This is a genomic window from Brevibacillus brevis (genome assembly GCF_900637055.1).
In the GTDB taxonomy this organism is placed as follows: Bacteria; Bacillota; Bacilli; order Brevibacillales; family Brevibacillaceae; genus Brevibacillus; species Brevibacillus brevis.
In genome coordinates this window covers 2,935,673-2,951,323 of the sequence record NZ_LR134338.1, presented here as the reverse complement: position 1 = coordinate 2,951,323, position 15,651 = coordinate 2,935,673, and the positions used below count along the sequence as shown (strand labels likewise).

The 15,651-nt window shown below is 46.3% G+C and carries 16 protein-coding genes, 1 pseudogene and 1 riboswitch; of the genes and pseudogenes, 5 read left to right on the top strand and 12 right to left on the bottom strand.

The genetic code is table 11. The features are described 5' to 3' along the window. Window positions 1-15: 15 nt before the first annotated feature. Window positions 16-263 (bottom strand): annotated as a pseudogene (locus tag EL268_RS33695) (protoglobin domain-containing protein); the annotation flags it as partial. Between the two features lie 348 nt (window positions 264-611). On the opposite strand from EL268_RS33695, the gene EL268_RS14330 reads away from it, so the two are divergent. After that, a complete protein-coding gene (locus EL268_RS14330) occupies window positions 612-1,022 on the top strand; it encodes a YjdF family protein (protein ID WP_106655408.1) in 411 nt (136 codons plus the stop codon). A gap of 52 nt (window positions 1,023-1,074) precedes the next feature. Here EL268_RS14330 and EL268_RS14325 read toward each other — a convergent pair whose 3' ends face one another. From EL268_RS14325 to EL268_RS14310, 4 genes are all read right to left on the bottom strand, one after another. Continuing rightward, window positions 1,075-3,189, bottom strand: a complete 2,115-nt coding sequence (locus EL268_RS14325; protein ID WP_106655409.1) for an RCC1 domain-containing protein — start codon at window positions 3,187-3,189, stop codon at window positions 1,075-1,077. Window positions 3,190-3,267: 78 nt separating this feature from the next. Further along, window positions 3,268-3,843 carry a TetR/AcrR family transcriptional regulator gene (locus EL268_RS14320; RefSeq protein ID WP_106655410.1) on the bottom strand — a complete coding sequence of 192 codons (576 nt, stop codon included), beginning with the start codon at window positions 3,841-3,843 and terminating at the stop codon, window positions 3,268-3,270. A 146-nt stretch (window positions 3,844-3,989) separates the two neighbouring features. Further along, the gene (locus tag EL268_RS14315) at window positions 3,990-5,579 is read right to left on the bottom strand and encodes a catalase (protein WP_106655411.1); all 1,590 of its coding nucleotides are present in this window, start codon (window positions 5,577-5,579) and stop codon (window positions 3,990-3,992) included. A gap of 80 nt (window positions 5,580-5,659) precedes the next feature. After that, a complete protein-coding gene (locus EL268_RS14310) occupies window positions 5,660-6,400 on the bottom strand; it encodes a 2-phosphosulfolactate phosphatase (protein WP_232030552.1) in 741 nt (246 codons plus the stop codon). Between the two features lie 114 nt (window positions 6,401-6,514). On the opposite strand from EL268_RS14310, the gene EL268_RS14305 reads away from it, so the two are divergent. Beyond that, window positions 6,515-6,961, top strand: a complete 447-nt coding sequence (locus EL268_RS14305; RefSeq protein ID WP_106655413.1) for a hypothetical protein — start codon at window positions 6,515-6,517, stop codon at window positions 6,959-6,961. A gap of 169 nt (window positions 6,962-7,130) precedes the next feature. Here the strand turns inward: EL268_RS14305 and EL268_RS14300 are convergent, their stop codons facing one another. Continuing rightward, complete coding sequence (locus tag EL268_RS14300) at window positions 7,131-7,334, bottom strand: cold-shock protein (RefSeq protein ID WP_106655414.1); 204 nt, start codon at window positions 7,332-7,334, stop codon at window positions 7,131-7,133. 425 nt (window positions 7,335-7,759) lie between these two features. On the opposite strand from EL268_RS14300, the gene EL268_RS14295 reads away from it, so the two are divergent. Continuing rightward, window positions 7,760-8,104, top strand: a complete 345-nt coding sequence (locus tag EL268_RS14295; RefSeq protein ID WP_232030443.1) for a rhodanese-like domain-containing protein — start codon at window positions 7,760-7,762, stop codon at window positions 8,102-8,104. A gap of 84 nt (window positions 8,105-8,188) precedes the next feature. Continuing rightward, window positions 8,189-8,345, top strand: a riboswitch (cyclic di-AMP (ydaO/yuaA leader). Between the two features lie 7 nt (window positions 8,346-8,352). Further along, complete coding sequence (locus tag EL268_RS14290; protein ID WP_106655415.1) at window positions 8,353-9,084, top strand: CAP domain-containing protein; 732 nt, start codon at window positions 8,353-8,355, stop codon at window positions 9,082-9,084. Between the two features lie 67 nt (window positions 9,085-9,151). Here EL268_RS14290 and EL268_RS32805 read toward each other — a convergent pair whose 3' ends face one another. The 3 genes from EL268_RS32805 to def all read right to left on the bottom strand — a co-directional run bounded on the left by EL268_RS32805 (window position 9,152) and on the right by def (window position 10,976). Next, window positions 9,152-9,307 (bottom strand): hypothetical protein, encoded by a 156-nt coding sequence (locus tag EL268_RS32805; protein WP_164724479.1) that lies wholly within the window; start codon window positions 9,305-9,307, stop codon window positions 9,152-9,154. Window positions 9,308-9,407: 100 nt separating this feature from the next. Next, window positions 9,408-10,418 (bottom strand): homoserine dehydrogenase, encoded by a 1,011-nt coding sequence (locus tag EL268_RS14285; RefSeq protein WP_106655416.1) that lies wholly within the window; start codon window positions 10,416-10,418, stop codon window positions 9,408-9,410. Between the two features lie 30 nt (window positions 10,419-10,448). Further along, window positions 10,449-10,976 carry a peptide deformylase gene (def, locus tag EL268_RS14280; protein ID WP_106655417.1) on the bottom strand — a complete coding sequence of 176 codons (528 nt, stop codon included), beginning with the start codon at window positions 10,974-10,976 and terminating at the stop codon, window positions 10,449-10,451. A 179-nt stretch (window positions 10,977-11,155) separates the two neighbouring features. Between def and EL268_RS14275 the strand changes: the two genes are divergently transcribed. Next, entirely contained in the window at window positions 11,156-12,463 is a 1,308-nt protein-coding gene (locus EL268_RS14275; protein WP_106655418.1) for an aminotransferase class I/II-fold pyridoxal phosphate-dependent enzyme, read from the top strand. Window positions 12,464-12,598: 135 nt separating this feature from the next. On the opposite strand, the gene EL268_RS14270 is transcribed toward EL268_RS14275, so the two are convergent. From EL268_RS14270 to EL268_RS14260, 3 genes are all read right to left on the bottom strand, one after another. Continuing rightward, complete coding sequence (locus EL268_RS14270) at window positions 12,599-13,498, bottom strand: DMT family transporter (RefSeq protein WP_106655419.1); 900 nt, start codon at window positions 13,496-13,498, stop codon at window positions 12,599-12,601. A gap of 61 nt (window positions 13,499-13,559) precedes the next feature. Then, on the bottom strand, window positions 13,560-14,735 hold the full coding sequence (locus EL268_RS14265) for an acyltransferase (RefSeq protein WP_106655490.1): 1,176 nt from the start codon (window positions 14,733-14,735) through the stop codon (window positions 13,560-13,562). 121 nt (window positions 14,736-14,856) lie between these two features. Further along, on the bottom strand, window positions 14,857-15,642 hold the full coding sequence (locus EL268_RS14260; protein WP_106655420.1) for a YqjF family protein: 786 nt from the start codon (window positions 15,640-15,642) through the stop codon (window positions 14,857-14,859). Between the last annotated feature and the right edge of the window lie 9 nt (window positions 15,643-15,651).

Sequence of the window (15,651 nt, the reverse complement as noted above, 5' to 3'; positions counted from 1 at the left end):
TTGTGCCAGTTTTTTTGAGTAAGGATAAACTTCTTTCCGATCATCTATAATTCGCATGAGTGTGCCTAACAGGTTTTGAAAAGAACCCATGTACCACTTGGGAGGAAGCCCGATTTTTTGATGGACCATCGCAATCTTCAAGCGTTTTTCAATGAAGGCGGGATCGATTCATAAAAAGAAGACGTAATCTGCTCAATTTCAGTCTCAATGACTGGACGAAACGCTGCTATTAACTGCAAATCCTCTTCCGTCAAGTTAATCATGTTCATTTGTGCTAGAACTTCGGTGTTTCCTTTTAGTAAAATCCGTGCAGAATCGTCTCCTGGCGAAATCGAAGGTTGGCAACATGCAGCGCTGTTTTCTTTGGACGAATTCGATTGAATATAAGTACAACCACATTTTCCATTTCTTTTAAAGCAACACATACGGGGAAAAGTATGCTGACCCAGCTTGCAAATTGGAAATTCTTCCTACATACTCTAATCAAGAGTGTAAAAACACAGCCCGGTTGGTAGTCCGGGCGCAGAGCATGTCCATATGCATACTCTGTCAGTAACCTTCCCCCCTCGGGATGTCCATCACTCTAAGTCTTGTTAGAGGGGGCGGTTTGTTTGAAACTAACCGTGTATTTTGATGGGCAGTACTGGGTAGGAGTCGTTGAGCAACAAGAAGCTGGACATTTGAAAGCGTCCAGGTACATTTTTGGAGCGGAACCTAAAGATGGAGAAGTCCAATTGTTTGTGTTGCACCAGATTCACTCTCTCCTTGATGCTACCCAACAAACGATCCAAGTGGAGACACCATCTCAGCAAAGAGTAAACCCCAAGCGTCTTGCTCGACAAGTCGCGAAGGAAATGAAGTCTAGCGGTGTGTCTACCCGTGCTCAAGAAGCCATAAAACTTGAGCTGAGCAGACGTAAGAAAGAAAAGAAAGTCGTCGGAAGACAAAGATTGCTTGAGATTCAAGAGAAAAAATGGCAGCAAAAGGTTCAAAAAGCAAAAAGAAAGCACAGAGGAAGATGATCTTTTCCGCTGTGCCAGGCCCTCAAGCTAACAAGCTATGAGGGTTTTTCTTTTATTGTCTCACCAAATCTGGTTGAAGCTCGCCTTTTCCGTATGGATTATCGCCAATCAATACAATCTTATCATCTTCTGTGATCAGCACATGGTAATGCGAGCCGGGGCCCTCAATTGCATAGTCATACGTGGATGAAATCAGTCTGACGGGAGCAGCCACTTTTTGCTTTTGAAGTGGTTCCCAATCATGTTCGAATATTTGCCCATCCTTGGTAATCCGCAAACGTCCGCTCATCATGGCAATGCCTTCTTCCGCTTTGGGTTCCAGCTTCACTTTGATGGCTCCTGCGTCATTCCCTTCGCTCTCAGGGTACACCTGAATTTCCTGAACCTTGCCTGCATCATCAATCGCCCAAACTGATGCGGTATCCTTTGTATAACGGACAAAATACTCAGGTGCAAGCTCACGAATGCCTTTCATACCAGCTATCTGCGCAAATGAAGTAAACGGTTCATCATTCTTCCGTTCTGCGTACAATACCTGACCATTTTTCGTCACTGCAAAGAACGTATAAAGATTGGCATAAAGCTTGGTTACATCCGCAGCCATTTTTGAATCGATCTTGAGGGTTTCCACTTTTTTGGGGCGCAAGTTCGTGATGCCAGATCCCCCTCCGCGTTCGGCGGAATTATAACTGAATTCCACAGTCAAGAATTGGTCATCTTCCGTACGCAACAAGAAATGCTTCTCCCCACCAACAAAATCCTTGATGCGAGAAGGCAACGCCAATGTTTCACAGCTGCTAAATTCACTCGTCCACAACTGGATTTGTCCGTTCTCATTCAAGGTAACCGGAAAATCCATGATGCTATCCATTGTTTTTACTTTCGCAGGTCCTTTCACTTCATATGGCACTCGATCCGCGCCAAAACTCCATACAGAACCATCCTTACGAACGAAGTACGGTCGATCCAGCTCAGTTACTACCTGTTTTACATCACGTAATTCGCCCAATTCTGTCCATTTGTCAAACGTAACAGGGATTCGTCCCAGCTGTCCTGTCATATTGCTGCCAAATGAATAAACGTTTCCTGTTTTATCGAGAGCAATCACATGGTCGGTGCCCGCTCGTACGTCTGTAATATCAGATAGACCTGCTATTTTGACAGGCTCCTTCAGCTCATTTTCCAGATTCGCACCGAGCATTCCATGGGTATTATGTCCCCAGCCCCAAACAGTTCCGTCCGCTTTTACGACCAAGTATAATCCTTCTCCGCCAACTGCCATCCGCGTGGCACCATCTGCATGAGCAGCACGCACTACTTTTTCATTTTCTTTTGTATTGTAGCTGTACACTTCGCCTTTTTCTGTTTGGATCAAGGCACGATCCGTGTAATCGACGGCTACCTGTTTGACTTTCCCTGGGATATCCATTTCCTGCAGTTTTTCTGTGTTCAGCTCTCCGGATTTGCCATCGAGATAAAGAAGCTTCCCTTGGTCATCTACTAGAAACAAGGAAAAGGCTGAGCTATACATGTCACGGATATTCGAGAGCTTCGTCACCTTTTCTGCTGCTTTCGCTCCATCTTGCCATTTCCATACAGTACCATCTTCTTTTAGTAAAAAGAGTACGCCTTCATGAAGGTCGATCTGCTGAATGTTCTTGATTTTATCCAGACCGGCCAGTTTTTCTGGTGCTTTCTTCTCGTCGATCTGCCATACTTCACCGGCGCTCGTGAGGACATAATCCGTCATGACTTGCTTGGCATCTTTGATCCCGGCTAGCTTGTGCGGTTCATACTTCTTGTCAGATTGAAAGCCCCATTTCCACACTTGCCCATCCTCGGTGAAGGCATAAGAAATGCCTGGCCTCCATCCATAGCCTGCTTCATCAAAAATGACGCCTGTTGCAATCGAAGTAATCCCTTCCAGTATCGGCTTATTCCCCAATGGTTTCCAGGACTTCATCGTTGTGTCCGAAGCATCCGCTTTTGCATCAGCTTGACTGCAAGCCTGCAGCTTCACCTCGGTATTTCCCGTCGCGCCAACCGATGCTTCTGCTTTTTGGGAAACTGCCTTCGCAGGGGATGCAGCAGCGACCCCACCCGTCGTAAATAGGGAGAGTACCGCGGTATAGCTCAATAATGCTACCCATTTCTCTCTTCGTACCATCATGATTCTCCTCGCCATCGTCTCATGTAAACAATTGTAAGACGCTGGCAACTCGAAATGCGTCACTATTTTTTCCGATTACTTTAGCACGCTTCTCACTGTTTCAGTCCAGATATCCCTCTGGTCTAGCTCAATCCCCATCAGCAAGTAGTTACTAATATTATCAACGACAAGCGCTAGAATATGAGCTTTTGCTACGACACGATCAGGTGGGACGACACCTAACTCTATCCCTCGCTCCAATAAGGAGGTAAAGCCCTGCAAAAAATCTTCTTGCATCAGCCGCAACTTGTCACGGTACTTCTCTTTTTGACTGACAGACAGCAGAAATTGATTGAAGACGCGTAAAAAGGCATAATCCTCTTCCTCGCTCGGCAATAACTTCAAGCCAGTTTCGATAAGGAGTTCCGCGAAATTGTCAGCTGTAAAATCCGTAACCGTGAAAAAATGGGAGAATGTATAGTTTCCAAACAGTTGATCAAACAAATAATCGAGAAGTGCGTCCTTTGATGCAAAGTGGTAGTAGATCGCCGGCTTTGTGATCCCTACTTCTGTAGCAATCATCGTCAAGCTCGTCTTTTCAATCCCATGCTCCGCGAATAATTGAAAGGCTGCATCTACAATATGTTGATGTGTTTTATTATCTTTTGACATGAATGACGTCTCCTTTGGCAAATCGATCCCATACGTTTTAGCCTACTGATTGTTAGGTAAAAATGCAACCGGATACAAAAAAGAGCTTTACCATGGATTCGGCAAAGCTCCGCTGTTCATTCAATCTTGATTGTTCACCGGGGTCATCAGTAAGGCTTGGACGGACGAGACTTCTGTTCGGCTTCCTTGACAGCCGCTCCGGGATTCGTTGCGCCCATCGGTCCGCCCATCTCCTTGCTGTTTCCGCCATTGCCCTGTGCGATTCCTGCTTTCAAACGCTCGCCGTACTCTTCGTCACATTGCGAGAAGTAGCCAAGCATTTTCTCTTGAATACGAGGATCACAGGAGAGGAGTGCATCCGTCAGATTGGCAATGAGGTCTTCTCTTTCCCAGTCTTCCATGATTCGATAACGTTCTCCCGCCTGTTTGAAATCGTTGGTGCGATCAATCTTTTGACGAACGACCTTCCCTTCCACTTCTGGCTGATGATCAGGAGCTGCTTGCTTGGCTTCCTGCAATCCGCCAATCGTTGATGGCTCATAGTTAATATGCCGCTGCGTCCGATCGACTTGATACAGCATTTGACCACCTTCCTGGTTGGTAGCTACATGCTTTTTGGGAGCGTTAATCGGAAGCTGCAAATAGTTCGCGCCAACCCGATAACGTTGCGTATCGGAGTAGGAAAAGGTCCTTCCTTGCAGTAGCTTGTCATCAGAAAAATCAAGTCCATCCACTAAAACACCTGTCCCAAAAGCTGCTTGCTCGACCTCAGCAAAATAGTTATCCGGGTTTTTGTTCAAAACCATTTTGCCTACAGGAAGAAACGGGAACTGATCTTCGGGCCATATTTTCGTTGGATCAAGCGGATCAAAATCGAGCTCAGGATGATCGTCATCACTCATGATCTGGACGCACATTTCCCACTCCGGATATTCTCCTCGCTCAATCGCTTCATACAAGTCCTGCGTGGCATGATTGAAGTTTTTCCCTTGGATCTCTTCCGCCTGTTTTTGTGTCAAATTCTTAATCCCTTGCGCTAACGGCTGCCAATGGTATTTGACCAGGACCGCTTTTCCTTCGTGGTTTACCCACTTGTACGTGTTTACGCCAGAGCCTTGCATTTGCCGATAGTTCGCTGGTATTCCCCACGGGGAGAACAAAAACGTAATCATATGCATGGCCTCTGGCGTGTTCGAGATGAAGTCAAAGATCCGTTCCACATCTTGAATGTTTGTCACTGGATCAGGCTTGAACGCATGGACAAGATCAGGAAACTTCATCGCATCTCGAATAAAAAAAACTTTAAGGTTGTTGCCAACCAGATCCCAGTTCCCGTCCTCTGTATAAAACTTCACGGCAAATCCACGTGGATCGCGCAATGTCTCGGGCGAATGTGTCCCATGAATAACCGTAGAAAACCGCACAAACACAGGCGTTTTTTTCCCTCGCTCCGAAAACAGCTTTGCCCTCGTGTACGTAGAAATCGGCTCATTCCCTACGGTTCCATACGCTTCAAAATAGCCATGTGCTCCTGCACCACGGCTATGCACGACACGCTCAGGTGTTTTCTCCCGATCAAAATGTGTGATTTTTTCAAGAAAGTCGTAATTCTCCAGAACGGTTGGTCCGCGATTTCCAACTGTCCGCAAGTTCTGGTTGTCTGTGATCGGATGGCCTTGACGATTTGTCAGGATATTTTCTTCTGATTGGTCGATGGACTTGCTATTGTCATCCATATGAATCCTCCCTGTCCAGTTTTTCTCATGTATGGTTCATAACCATGGTTACCGAATGAGGGATTCTTTATGCGAAAAGATTAAATCGCTTCGTAAGCAAAATCATTGTTCAGGACTGGAACCGTGCAGCTCCAATTCCATTGTGCTGCAAGTTCGACATCTTCCGGGTACCCCATGCTGATCAGTTCTTGGCCGGAAGCACATTTCTGCAAGTAAGCGGGAATATGACCTTGTGCCGATCGAAAGGCAGCCACCGCTATTTCGGCCTCTGGTGACAATCGATATCCCTCCAATTCGTGAAGCAATGCACCTGCCGCTATCATATCCTCAATAGCGGGTCGCAATGCTCCATTCCCCCACCGTTCACCGCAAGCAATGACCGTTACGGTTCCTTTCTGCTGCTGTATGTACCTGGCGACAGATGGCGCATTTCGCATGCATGCAGCGATTACCTTCGCCCCTGTTTTCTTTGCCAACACGGTGCAGGTCGATCCATTTGGCGAGGGTAACACCAACCTACTTCTCAGCGGTATCGTTTTCAGACAAGCAGGTGAAAGGGAGATTGGTTCTCCACGTTTCCCAGCGAGCAGCGCTGCTTTTTGTTTGGCGAATGCTACAGCTGACTCATCCTTTACTTGATAAGGATAGACGATACCACCGCGTCCCGTTACGATATCGACACATGTACTGAAGGAGAGCACATCGATAATGACGATCATATCCGAAGCTGCCCCGACCTGTTCCACCCCTTCATATCCCCAATCAAAGCGAGCCGTATAGTCTAGTTGTTTGCATACAGGCGTTTCTCCCAAAACCCCCACCATCCTCTATCAAAAATAGGTACTCGTCCCCTTACGTTCGCCGTTACAAATCAAGACAAGAAACAATATCGTATTATTGTCCCACTAGATTACACAAGAATGGAGTGAACATGGATGTCTGAAATCGAATACGACGACGATCAAGGCGGTAATGAAAGAAGAAGCAACAGACGCCCAAAACGAAATACTGTGAGAACGACTGGTATTTTGCAAAACAACCTCTCTGTTGCTCTCACCGCTCACCTTGACCTGGTCAATCTGAACACAGAAGATGTAGAAGTACGTGTGCAAGTATTGAGCTGGGGTACTGCAGTTACGCAAACCAATCCAGTTAGCACCTTGCTTGACATCACGCAATTTATCCCAGCGAATACTCGCACTGCTTTCAATGCGCTGGTCACCGCATCCAACCACTATGAAGTTCGCCTTACCGTTGCAGAAAACAACGGAAATGTCCTTCTCACCACTTATGGCCGTACTTCTATCGGCGGCGGTCAAGTTGTTGGTCTTACCGTTCTTGACAGTCAATTCCAAACGATCGAAATCGACACTTGTATTTAAATATTTTGTAGGAAGAGAATAAGGAATTATGGTGGGAAGCCATAGTTCCTTTTTTAATCCATTCGCAAGCAGGAAAAGGCGCTGGGGACGAACCCAACGCCTTTTTGCTTCCACGTCCTAAGACAAAAAGAAACTGCCCTCGAAAGGACAGTTTCTTTTAAAAGGAGACTTACAGTTTTACTACGTTCTCAGCTTGTGGGCCACGGTTGCCTTGAACGATGTTGAATTGAACTTTTTGACCTTCGTCCAAAGTTTTGAAACCGTCACCTTGGATTGCGCTGAAGTGTACGAATACATCGTCTCCGCCTTCTACTTGAATGAAACCGAAACCTTTTTCTGTGTTAAACCATTTTACTGTTCCGTTCGTTTGCATTTAAAAAAACCTCCAAAAATTCAATTTGAATATGCTAGTCATATTTACCGAAGCAAATAAAGCTCACATATCATGAAGAAATACCAGATCATGTGCTATGATACGCCTTCATGATATGTGAAATTTACCTACTCAGCAACTATGCGAATGTCATAGGACGGAACTGCAAGATTAAAAACAAAACCTTTTGAAAACCTAAAACAATGAAAGCCCTTCCTCTCTTCCATCCTTGCGGCTCCGATGACCGCGCCAGTGTGAATCGGGGATTCAAAAATGTTATCCATCAGCATACACCTCGATGAATGTTAGGTATCAATTTTTCAAGTAGCAACCTCATTCTACCATGGTTGTCCAATAAAAGCAACAGTTCTCCCTTATTCTGGGCGAAGCTGTTCTCTGTTACAATAACATTGGGAGGGATTTCATTGCAAAATCATACGTTAACAACCATACAATTATCAGAAATGCTCAAACAGAAAGTGCCCGTACTTTTATTGGACGTACGCGACGCCGAAAAATTTATAACCGGCAGCCTCGTTCATGAAAATGCACCGACTCGTAACGTTCCCTATCTTCTTATGAAAGAACAGGACAAGCCGTTCGATGAAGAAACCGAAAAACTTGTGAAAAATGTACAGATCGTTACCGTATGTACAACAGGTAACAAAGCTCAAAAGGCTGCCGCTCTGCTACGTGAGCATGGTTTTCAAGCAAATGCATTGGAAGGCGGCATAACCGCATGGAAGGAACAATCAAACGAAGCGAAATGAGCCTAATGTATCAACGCTTCCAGCTATTTGCCATATATTACTCCTTTATTTCGATTGGGATTGTCTGATATCGTTGTTCATGCCAAACGAAATAAGCCGAGACTTCCTACTGAAAAGGAAGTGCGGGGGACTTTTTTGTGGATGAGCTATTCCACATTGGGGTGAATCGCCGAACTGGCGTAGGGTTGTTTCCTCAATCCGAATCCGACAACTAACCTCGTAGGCAAAAAAAAGGAGAGATTTGTTTAATGAAACGTTTTGGTTCTGTTACAATCGCGATGACTCTTGGTCTGGGCTTGGCTCTAACAGGCTTCGCTACTTCTGCTTCGGCTGCTTCTACTTGTCCTGTTCCTGGCGGACAGTTCCAATATTATATGCCACAATTCCAAAAAGCTCCAAATTCCCAACCATTTTGGAACTTCTATCAACAAAAACAAGGCTTTACCCCTGGACAACCAATGCCAGTACAACAGCCAATGACGCCGATGCAACCTGCAAAGCCGGTACAACCAACTCCGGTTCAACCAGCACCAGTTCAAGCTGCACCAGCGCAACCTAGCAATAACGTCACTCAGCCTGCTGCTCCAGTAAATCAAGCGGATCAAGCAAAAGCTGGTGATTTTGCGAAACAAGTCGCGGATTTGGTAAACCAAGAACGTGCAAAAGCAGGTCTCAAGCCTGTTCAAATGGACGCAGCACTGTCCAAAGTAGCGTTGGCAAAAGCACAAGATATGTCTGCAAACAACTATTTTGACCACAACAGCCCAACGTACGGTTCGCCATTTGATATGATGAAGCAATTTGGCATCCAGTACTCGACTGCAGGTGAGAATATCGCCATGGGTCAACGCAGTCCTCAAGAAGTGATGACACAATGGATGAACAGTGAAGGTCACCGCCAAAATATTATGAACCCTGCGTTCACAAAAATTGGTGTAGGCTTCACAAATGGCTACTGGGTACAAGAATTTATCGGATAGAACACACTGCAAGATAAACGAAAAGCCGGTGTCTCGTAATCGAGACCCGGCTTTTTTCGTGTAGACGTTACTTCCGCTGCGCTTCTGTCGCCTGCTTTTTGGGGGTACAGCAGTTGTCCTCCTGCTCATTTAACAAAGCAACGTCCTTTTGATTCATTTCTTGCTTGGTTGGGTAAGCAGATACTTGCTGCAGCTCGGCATTGACATCAGACGATTGATTCATCCGTATGGCCCCCTCGCCGTTATTGGTGGTGCATCTCTATTATGCTCGCTGTTGTAAACGACTCATTCCTAAGGAACACTGGAAGCACATGCAAATGAACCTATCTGCTAATGATATGTTCAAGGTCTTTCAAGGCAGCCGCTGCTGCCGCGACAGGATCTGATTTTCCTCCAACGACCAATAAATCCCCCATGACATCTGTTACTACCCGTATGGCTTTTGTCGTACCTGATACAGATGCAAAAGGGTGGGTAAGATCCACTGCACAAAGCTCAACTGCGACAGAAACCGCGCCATTCGCTTCCTTTTGGATGGTTCCGATCAGCTTGGGAATCTTCGAATGCTTTTTCCACGTCTCGATTTGTAACGAGGTTATTTCGCGAATACTTGCGCGTGCGACATCGAGCAGTTTTACTTGCGCGCCAAAAGCGGCGTTTGCCAAGATCGTAAGCTTCGAAGCTGTATCCCAACCATCGATATCGTAAGAAGGGTCTGGCTCGGCAATCCCCATCTTCTGAGCCAACTCGACAGTTTCCACACAGCTGAGCCCCTCTTCCATCATTTTTGTGAGCACGAAGTTAGTCGTTCCTGTAAAAATGCCTTCGACTCGTTTTACTTCACAGCCTGCCAGATTATACTGCAAAAGATCGATCGTCGGCAGAGCTGCTGCTGTTGCTCCACTCACTTTCAACGCGACGCCATGTTTTTTGGCTAAAGCGGCTAAGCCAGCATAATCGACAACAAGCGCGCCTTTTGAAATCGCGATCGCATGCATGGCATTCTCCAATGCATAACGAATATAAGTCAGACCGGGTCCTCCCTCTTTTTCAGATGGACCAGCCTCGATGAGCACATCCGCTTGAGCTGACTTGATAAATTCCAGCGCGTCCCATGATGGGTCCCATGCTTGTTTTGTATGAGCATAGTCTTCCCATATTCCTGAATCGATTCCGTTCTCATCATAGAGGCCGGAAGCCGAACGAACGATTCCCACGAGTCTGACATCCGCTTGATATAGCTCGCGGTACCGCTCCCGTCTCTGCTCCAGCAGTCTGGCTACCTGCTGTCCTACTGTTCCAAAGCCTGTTACCATAATACTCCAACGCTTCATGAGTTAATCTCCTTGCTGTTTATGCTCCGTTTATTTCCACCATTTTTTTCCACTTGCAATCTGTATACGATGCAGATCCTTGCGATTCAATTTCTTTCCTGTTTTTACATAGTAGAGCTCTTCCGTATGATCAATAAACAATATTCCTTCCAAATGGTCCATCTCGTGCTGAATACACCGAGCAAGGAATTCTTCGGCTTCGATTGTCTTTGTTTCTCCTTGGCGGTTCAACGTCTGAACTTTGACATAATTCGCCCGACGAACGATTCCAAAAACACCCGGTATCGAAAGACAAGCTTCTTCCCCTACCTGCTCACCTGATTTTTCAATCAACACCGGATTGATCAGTTCAATCAAGCCGCTACCGCAATCCATCACAACTAAACGCTTCGGGATGCCAATCTGGATCGCAGACAAACCTGCTCGACCTTTCGCCGCGTAAATCGTTTGGGCCATATCATCCAAAATCTTTTCAACCTGTGGAGTAATGGATGGTACTCTTTTTGAAGTTTCACGCAAGACAGGGTCCCCCAGGCGAACGATCATGCGTTCAGCCATTTTCTTCTCCCTCCCGCATTCACTCAGTTTTCGATTTCAAGGTAGCAAATCAAGTCCTCGCTGTCAAAAGAAACCTCGTAAAATCTGAAATATCCCGCTGGGCAAGGGTGACAAATACATGTAGATACGCTATCTTTATTGGTAAAGAAAGATGTTTGTAAATGAAGAGGGAGGCTACCATGCATTCATTGGCATCAACGCTGAACGAAACCATCCAACGGGAAAACCCGCACGTGTATGAAATGCTTTCCAATATCGCCAAGCTGATTTATTTCCCAAAAGAGGGGATTCTCAGCCAGTCGGCAGAAGCGAAAGCAAAAGCGAAAAAGTACAACGCAACCATCGGGATTGCACTGGAAAACGGTCAACCGATGCATCTTAAGGTCATCCAGGATAACCTGTCTGCTTACCAGCCAAAAGACATTTACGAATATGCACCCCCAGCAGGAAAGCCTGAGCTGCGTGCAGCATGGCGTAAAAAAATGATCGAGGAACAGCCTGCACTGGCTAATCATACGTTTAGTAACCCAATCGTTACAAACGCATTGACGCATGGACTGAGCATCGTGTCTGACTTGTTCGCTGACAGCGGCGACAGTGTCATCATCCCGGACAAAAACTGGGAAAACTACGAGCTCACTTTTTCGATCCGCCGTGGTGCGGAAATGGTCTACTACCCATTGTATAACGACGAGATGAAGTTTAATGCTGCTGCTTTGCGTGATGCGATTCTCGCGCAAAAAGACAAAGGGAAAGCCATCGTCGTACTCAACTTCCCGAATAACCCAACTGGCTATACACCAGGTCCAGAGGAAGGAAAACAAATCGTCGCTGCACTCAAAGAAGGCGCTGAAGCGGGAATCAACATTGTTGCGGTGACAGATGACGCGTACTTCGGCTTGTTCTTTGAGGATTCCATGCACGAATCTCTCTTCGCTAGCCTGTGTGACGTTCACCCGCGTATTCTGCCTGTAAAAGTAGATGGGGCTACCAAAGAGGATTACGTATGGGGCTTCCGTGTTGGCTTCATTACGTATGCATCTCCATCCAGCGACTTGCTCAGCGCTTTGGAGCAGAAGACAATGGGAATCATCCGCGCGACTCTTTCCAGCGGATCCCATCCTTCCCAAACGTTTGTCCTGCAAGCAATCACTGCTCCGGAGTACAAAGCACAGAAGCAGGAGAAATTCGATATCATGAAAGGCCGCGCCAACCGCACCAAGGAAGTGCTCGACAGCGGTAAATACGATGACGTGTGGACCTACTATCCATTCAACTCTGGCTACTTCATGTGCCTCAAGCTAAAGACTGTTGAAGCAGAAACATTGCGCCAGCATTTGCTGGAACAGTACGGCGTCGGTACAATCGCTCTCGGTCAAACCGATTTGCGCATTGCATTCTCTTGCATTGAAGAAGAAAACATTGCGGACTTGTTCGAATTAGTCTACAGCGGTGTAAAAGATTTGGAAAATGCATTGACCAAATAAATGTAACTAGCTCTATTGCGAAAGCGTCTTGACCTCGTGTCAGGGCGCTTTTCGTTTTCTTTCAAAAAAAAGACTCGGATACCCAAAAAGTATAAATGCGAGGGTTTCCGAGATCTTTCCATCATGCTATTTCTATTAGCTTTCAACTGACGAACGTATACGACGAGGCTGCTGTGTACCGATAAAAATGGAAGCTAGCACCAGGAGCATCCCCACTCCGTGCATCCAAGTAAATGCTTCGTTCAAGAAAAAGACAGCCACGAGAGCAGCACTTATCGGCATCATACCGGTGAACAAGCCCGCTTTGGAAGCCTCCACCTTCTCCACTCCTTTGTACCAGAGAAAAAAGGATAAGACGCTGGCCGTAAACGCATAGTACACAAGAAGCCACCATACATTTGCAGGTACGGCACTCCAATCAAACCGCAAGCTTTCCCAGATCGCAAACGGAAGAAACAAGACAAAGCTGATGACATTAATCGCAGCCGTCATTTGAAAAGGTGTAATTTTCCCAGAAAGTCTTTTGGCGAAAATCGTGAAGAGCGCTTCGCTGACGACTGCAAAAAATACGAGCAAATTGCCAAGCATGCTTACCCAGTTTTGCTCCCCTCCGCTTCCTGTGAACGTAATGAACCCGATGCCGCCTACTGAAAAACCGATCGCCACTAAGCTGTTGGCGTGTAATTTTTCCTTGAGAATCCAAAACGAAAACAAAGCGATGCAGGCTGGTACCGTACTCGTAATGATACCGGCTGCAGTAGCAGTCGTCCATTGAACGCCGTACAGCATGCAAATACTAAACAGCAACACGCCAAAAAACGACTGCCAGAATAACACCTTGCCTTCCTCACGGCTCCAGGACGTTTTCCATTCTCCACGCATAGCCAGCAGCGGCAATAGGATGATGATCGCAAGCAAAAAGCGCAGCTCCGAAAACAAAAACACAGGAACATGGGAAACAATTTCTTTTCCGATGGAGATGTTGCTTCCTACCAGGGCCATAGCCAAGGCTAACTGAATGTAAGCAAACAGCATGATGACTCGCTTCTCCCTTCATCCTCCTACTATTCTCTTCATCTGGCCAAGCTGCTTTCGATTAACCTGCGTTTTGCCATTCTTTTTGAGAGGACGGAATCTTTTTTGTCTTTTTCTCTGCTGCCCCCACCAGCCAGGAACCAAACGGCAGTTTTCCCAGCCCATATGATATGGCAAAAGAAAGAATAGAGCACAAAACGAATGCTGCCATACTTCCCCACACGCCCATGTGAAAAAGCTGAAGCTCGCGTAAAACCTTCATCAAGTAAGTCAAAATTAGCGCATGAATTAAATAAGCTCCATACGAATACTTCCCAAGGAGTCCTAGCCAATGTGTCCATTTTGACTGCTTTTTGCTCATCCATAGGCAAAGAGCGTACACAGCCAATAAGCAAGCCATTGTATAGAGGAACATGGACGGTTTCAAGGATGTCGCGACGTTTAAATTGATCTGGCCTTGCCCTGAATCACGGAAAAGTTCATAACCAATGACTGCATACAGGGCACCAACTGAAACGATGATCCATTGCCAGTATCTTTTCAGGATGGCACGAAATGCAGGCAGCGTGAAGGCGACCAGGCCACCGAACAAAAAGTAATAGAAATAATAGAATGCATTTCGATCGCGGTATTTGATGAAGTACGTATCAAGTCCATTCATATCGAAACGGAAACCGTGCGCCGGAATGTACCGCGCTGAAAACCACATCAGGGCCCCATAAACCAATCCAGTCACACCAAGAGCGATAACAAGACGCAAGCGACTTGTCACGAATCTGCGAAAAAGTTCAAATACTCTTTGCCAAAACGGATACAAAAGATAAAACTGAAAAATCATCACGACGAACCACAGATGATACGAGGATGTCCCTGTCAGGAAATTTTTGCATATATTCCAGACGAACGCCGCTCCCTCACCCAAGGGTCTCTCCATCAAGTAAAGATACACCACTGACCAAATTCCATACGGAACCAAAATCTCCGTTATCCGCTTACGCGTGAAGGAAATATAGTTTACTTTTTCGGCGTAGTTGTAAAACAAAACAAGACCCGTGATGAAAATGAATGCTGGTACCGCGAATTTTAGCAAATGAAACAACATTCCGTAGACGATCGACACCTGCTCTGTCAGTCCCGGCTCACGGATATACACACCAATGACATGCTGATAAACCACAGCCAAGAATGCAAAGGCCCGGATCAGATCCAACTCACCAATTCGTTCTTTTCGAGCCATAATCAAATACCAGATCCTTCCTGTTTTACGAAAAAAAGTGCTACCTCCCATCTTACCGACCAAAAGTCAGTCTGGCAAGCCTCAAATCGAAAAAGACTGATACCCTTTGGACAGGTATCAGTCACGAATAACCTCCCTGATCCGAAGATAGATCCGCTAAACTGCGAATCGGCCAAACCAGACTTTGTACCCCACGTGAATACAGTGCTAGATGCGGAGAATCCGTGAGTGGAATTGACAGGTTTGCGGTCATCGAGTTTTCACGAATATGAAAGGCTGTCTCCTGTAGCTGCCACGGCTCATGCACCACGTCTGCATACATAATTTGCTTCGTTCTGTTACACGTGCAAAAGAGCGTGTATCGCTCTGTCAGCCAATGCATCAGCGTTCCCTCTTTGGCGAAAAATCTGTCAGCGTGAGGCTGATAGCTGCCTTCGAACCAGGGAGACTGAGGTAGACCAGATAGACGTCGAGAGGTAAAATCGATCCGATCCCCTTGGCGATGAAAAGCCATTTGGGCCGAATAATAAGGCAGTCGGTACCAAAATCTCGCAATCTTGATTACTAGCGGATTTGACGTATCCAGCGAAAGAAAATACACACCCGTCTTCCCTTTTGCCTTCACATACGTCCGCACATTGATTTCAGGGAAAGTCGTCGTGAATGGTACGGATGGCATCCGACGCAAGCGCACGCCACTCAGCAAAAACGGGATAATGCTGATCCATGCCTTGCCATCGTAAGTATCGAGCTCAAGTCCGGCTGGTATCAGCGCTTTGATAGATGTTGGGGAAATCGCCCAATGTAAAAAAAGAAGATGCTCCCACGTCTGCGTCATGGTCCATCCGTTATACTGTCCAGCCGATTTGATTTGGATGATCCTCTGTTCGATCCGAATCCCTCCCATTCGTACATC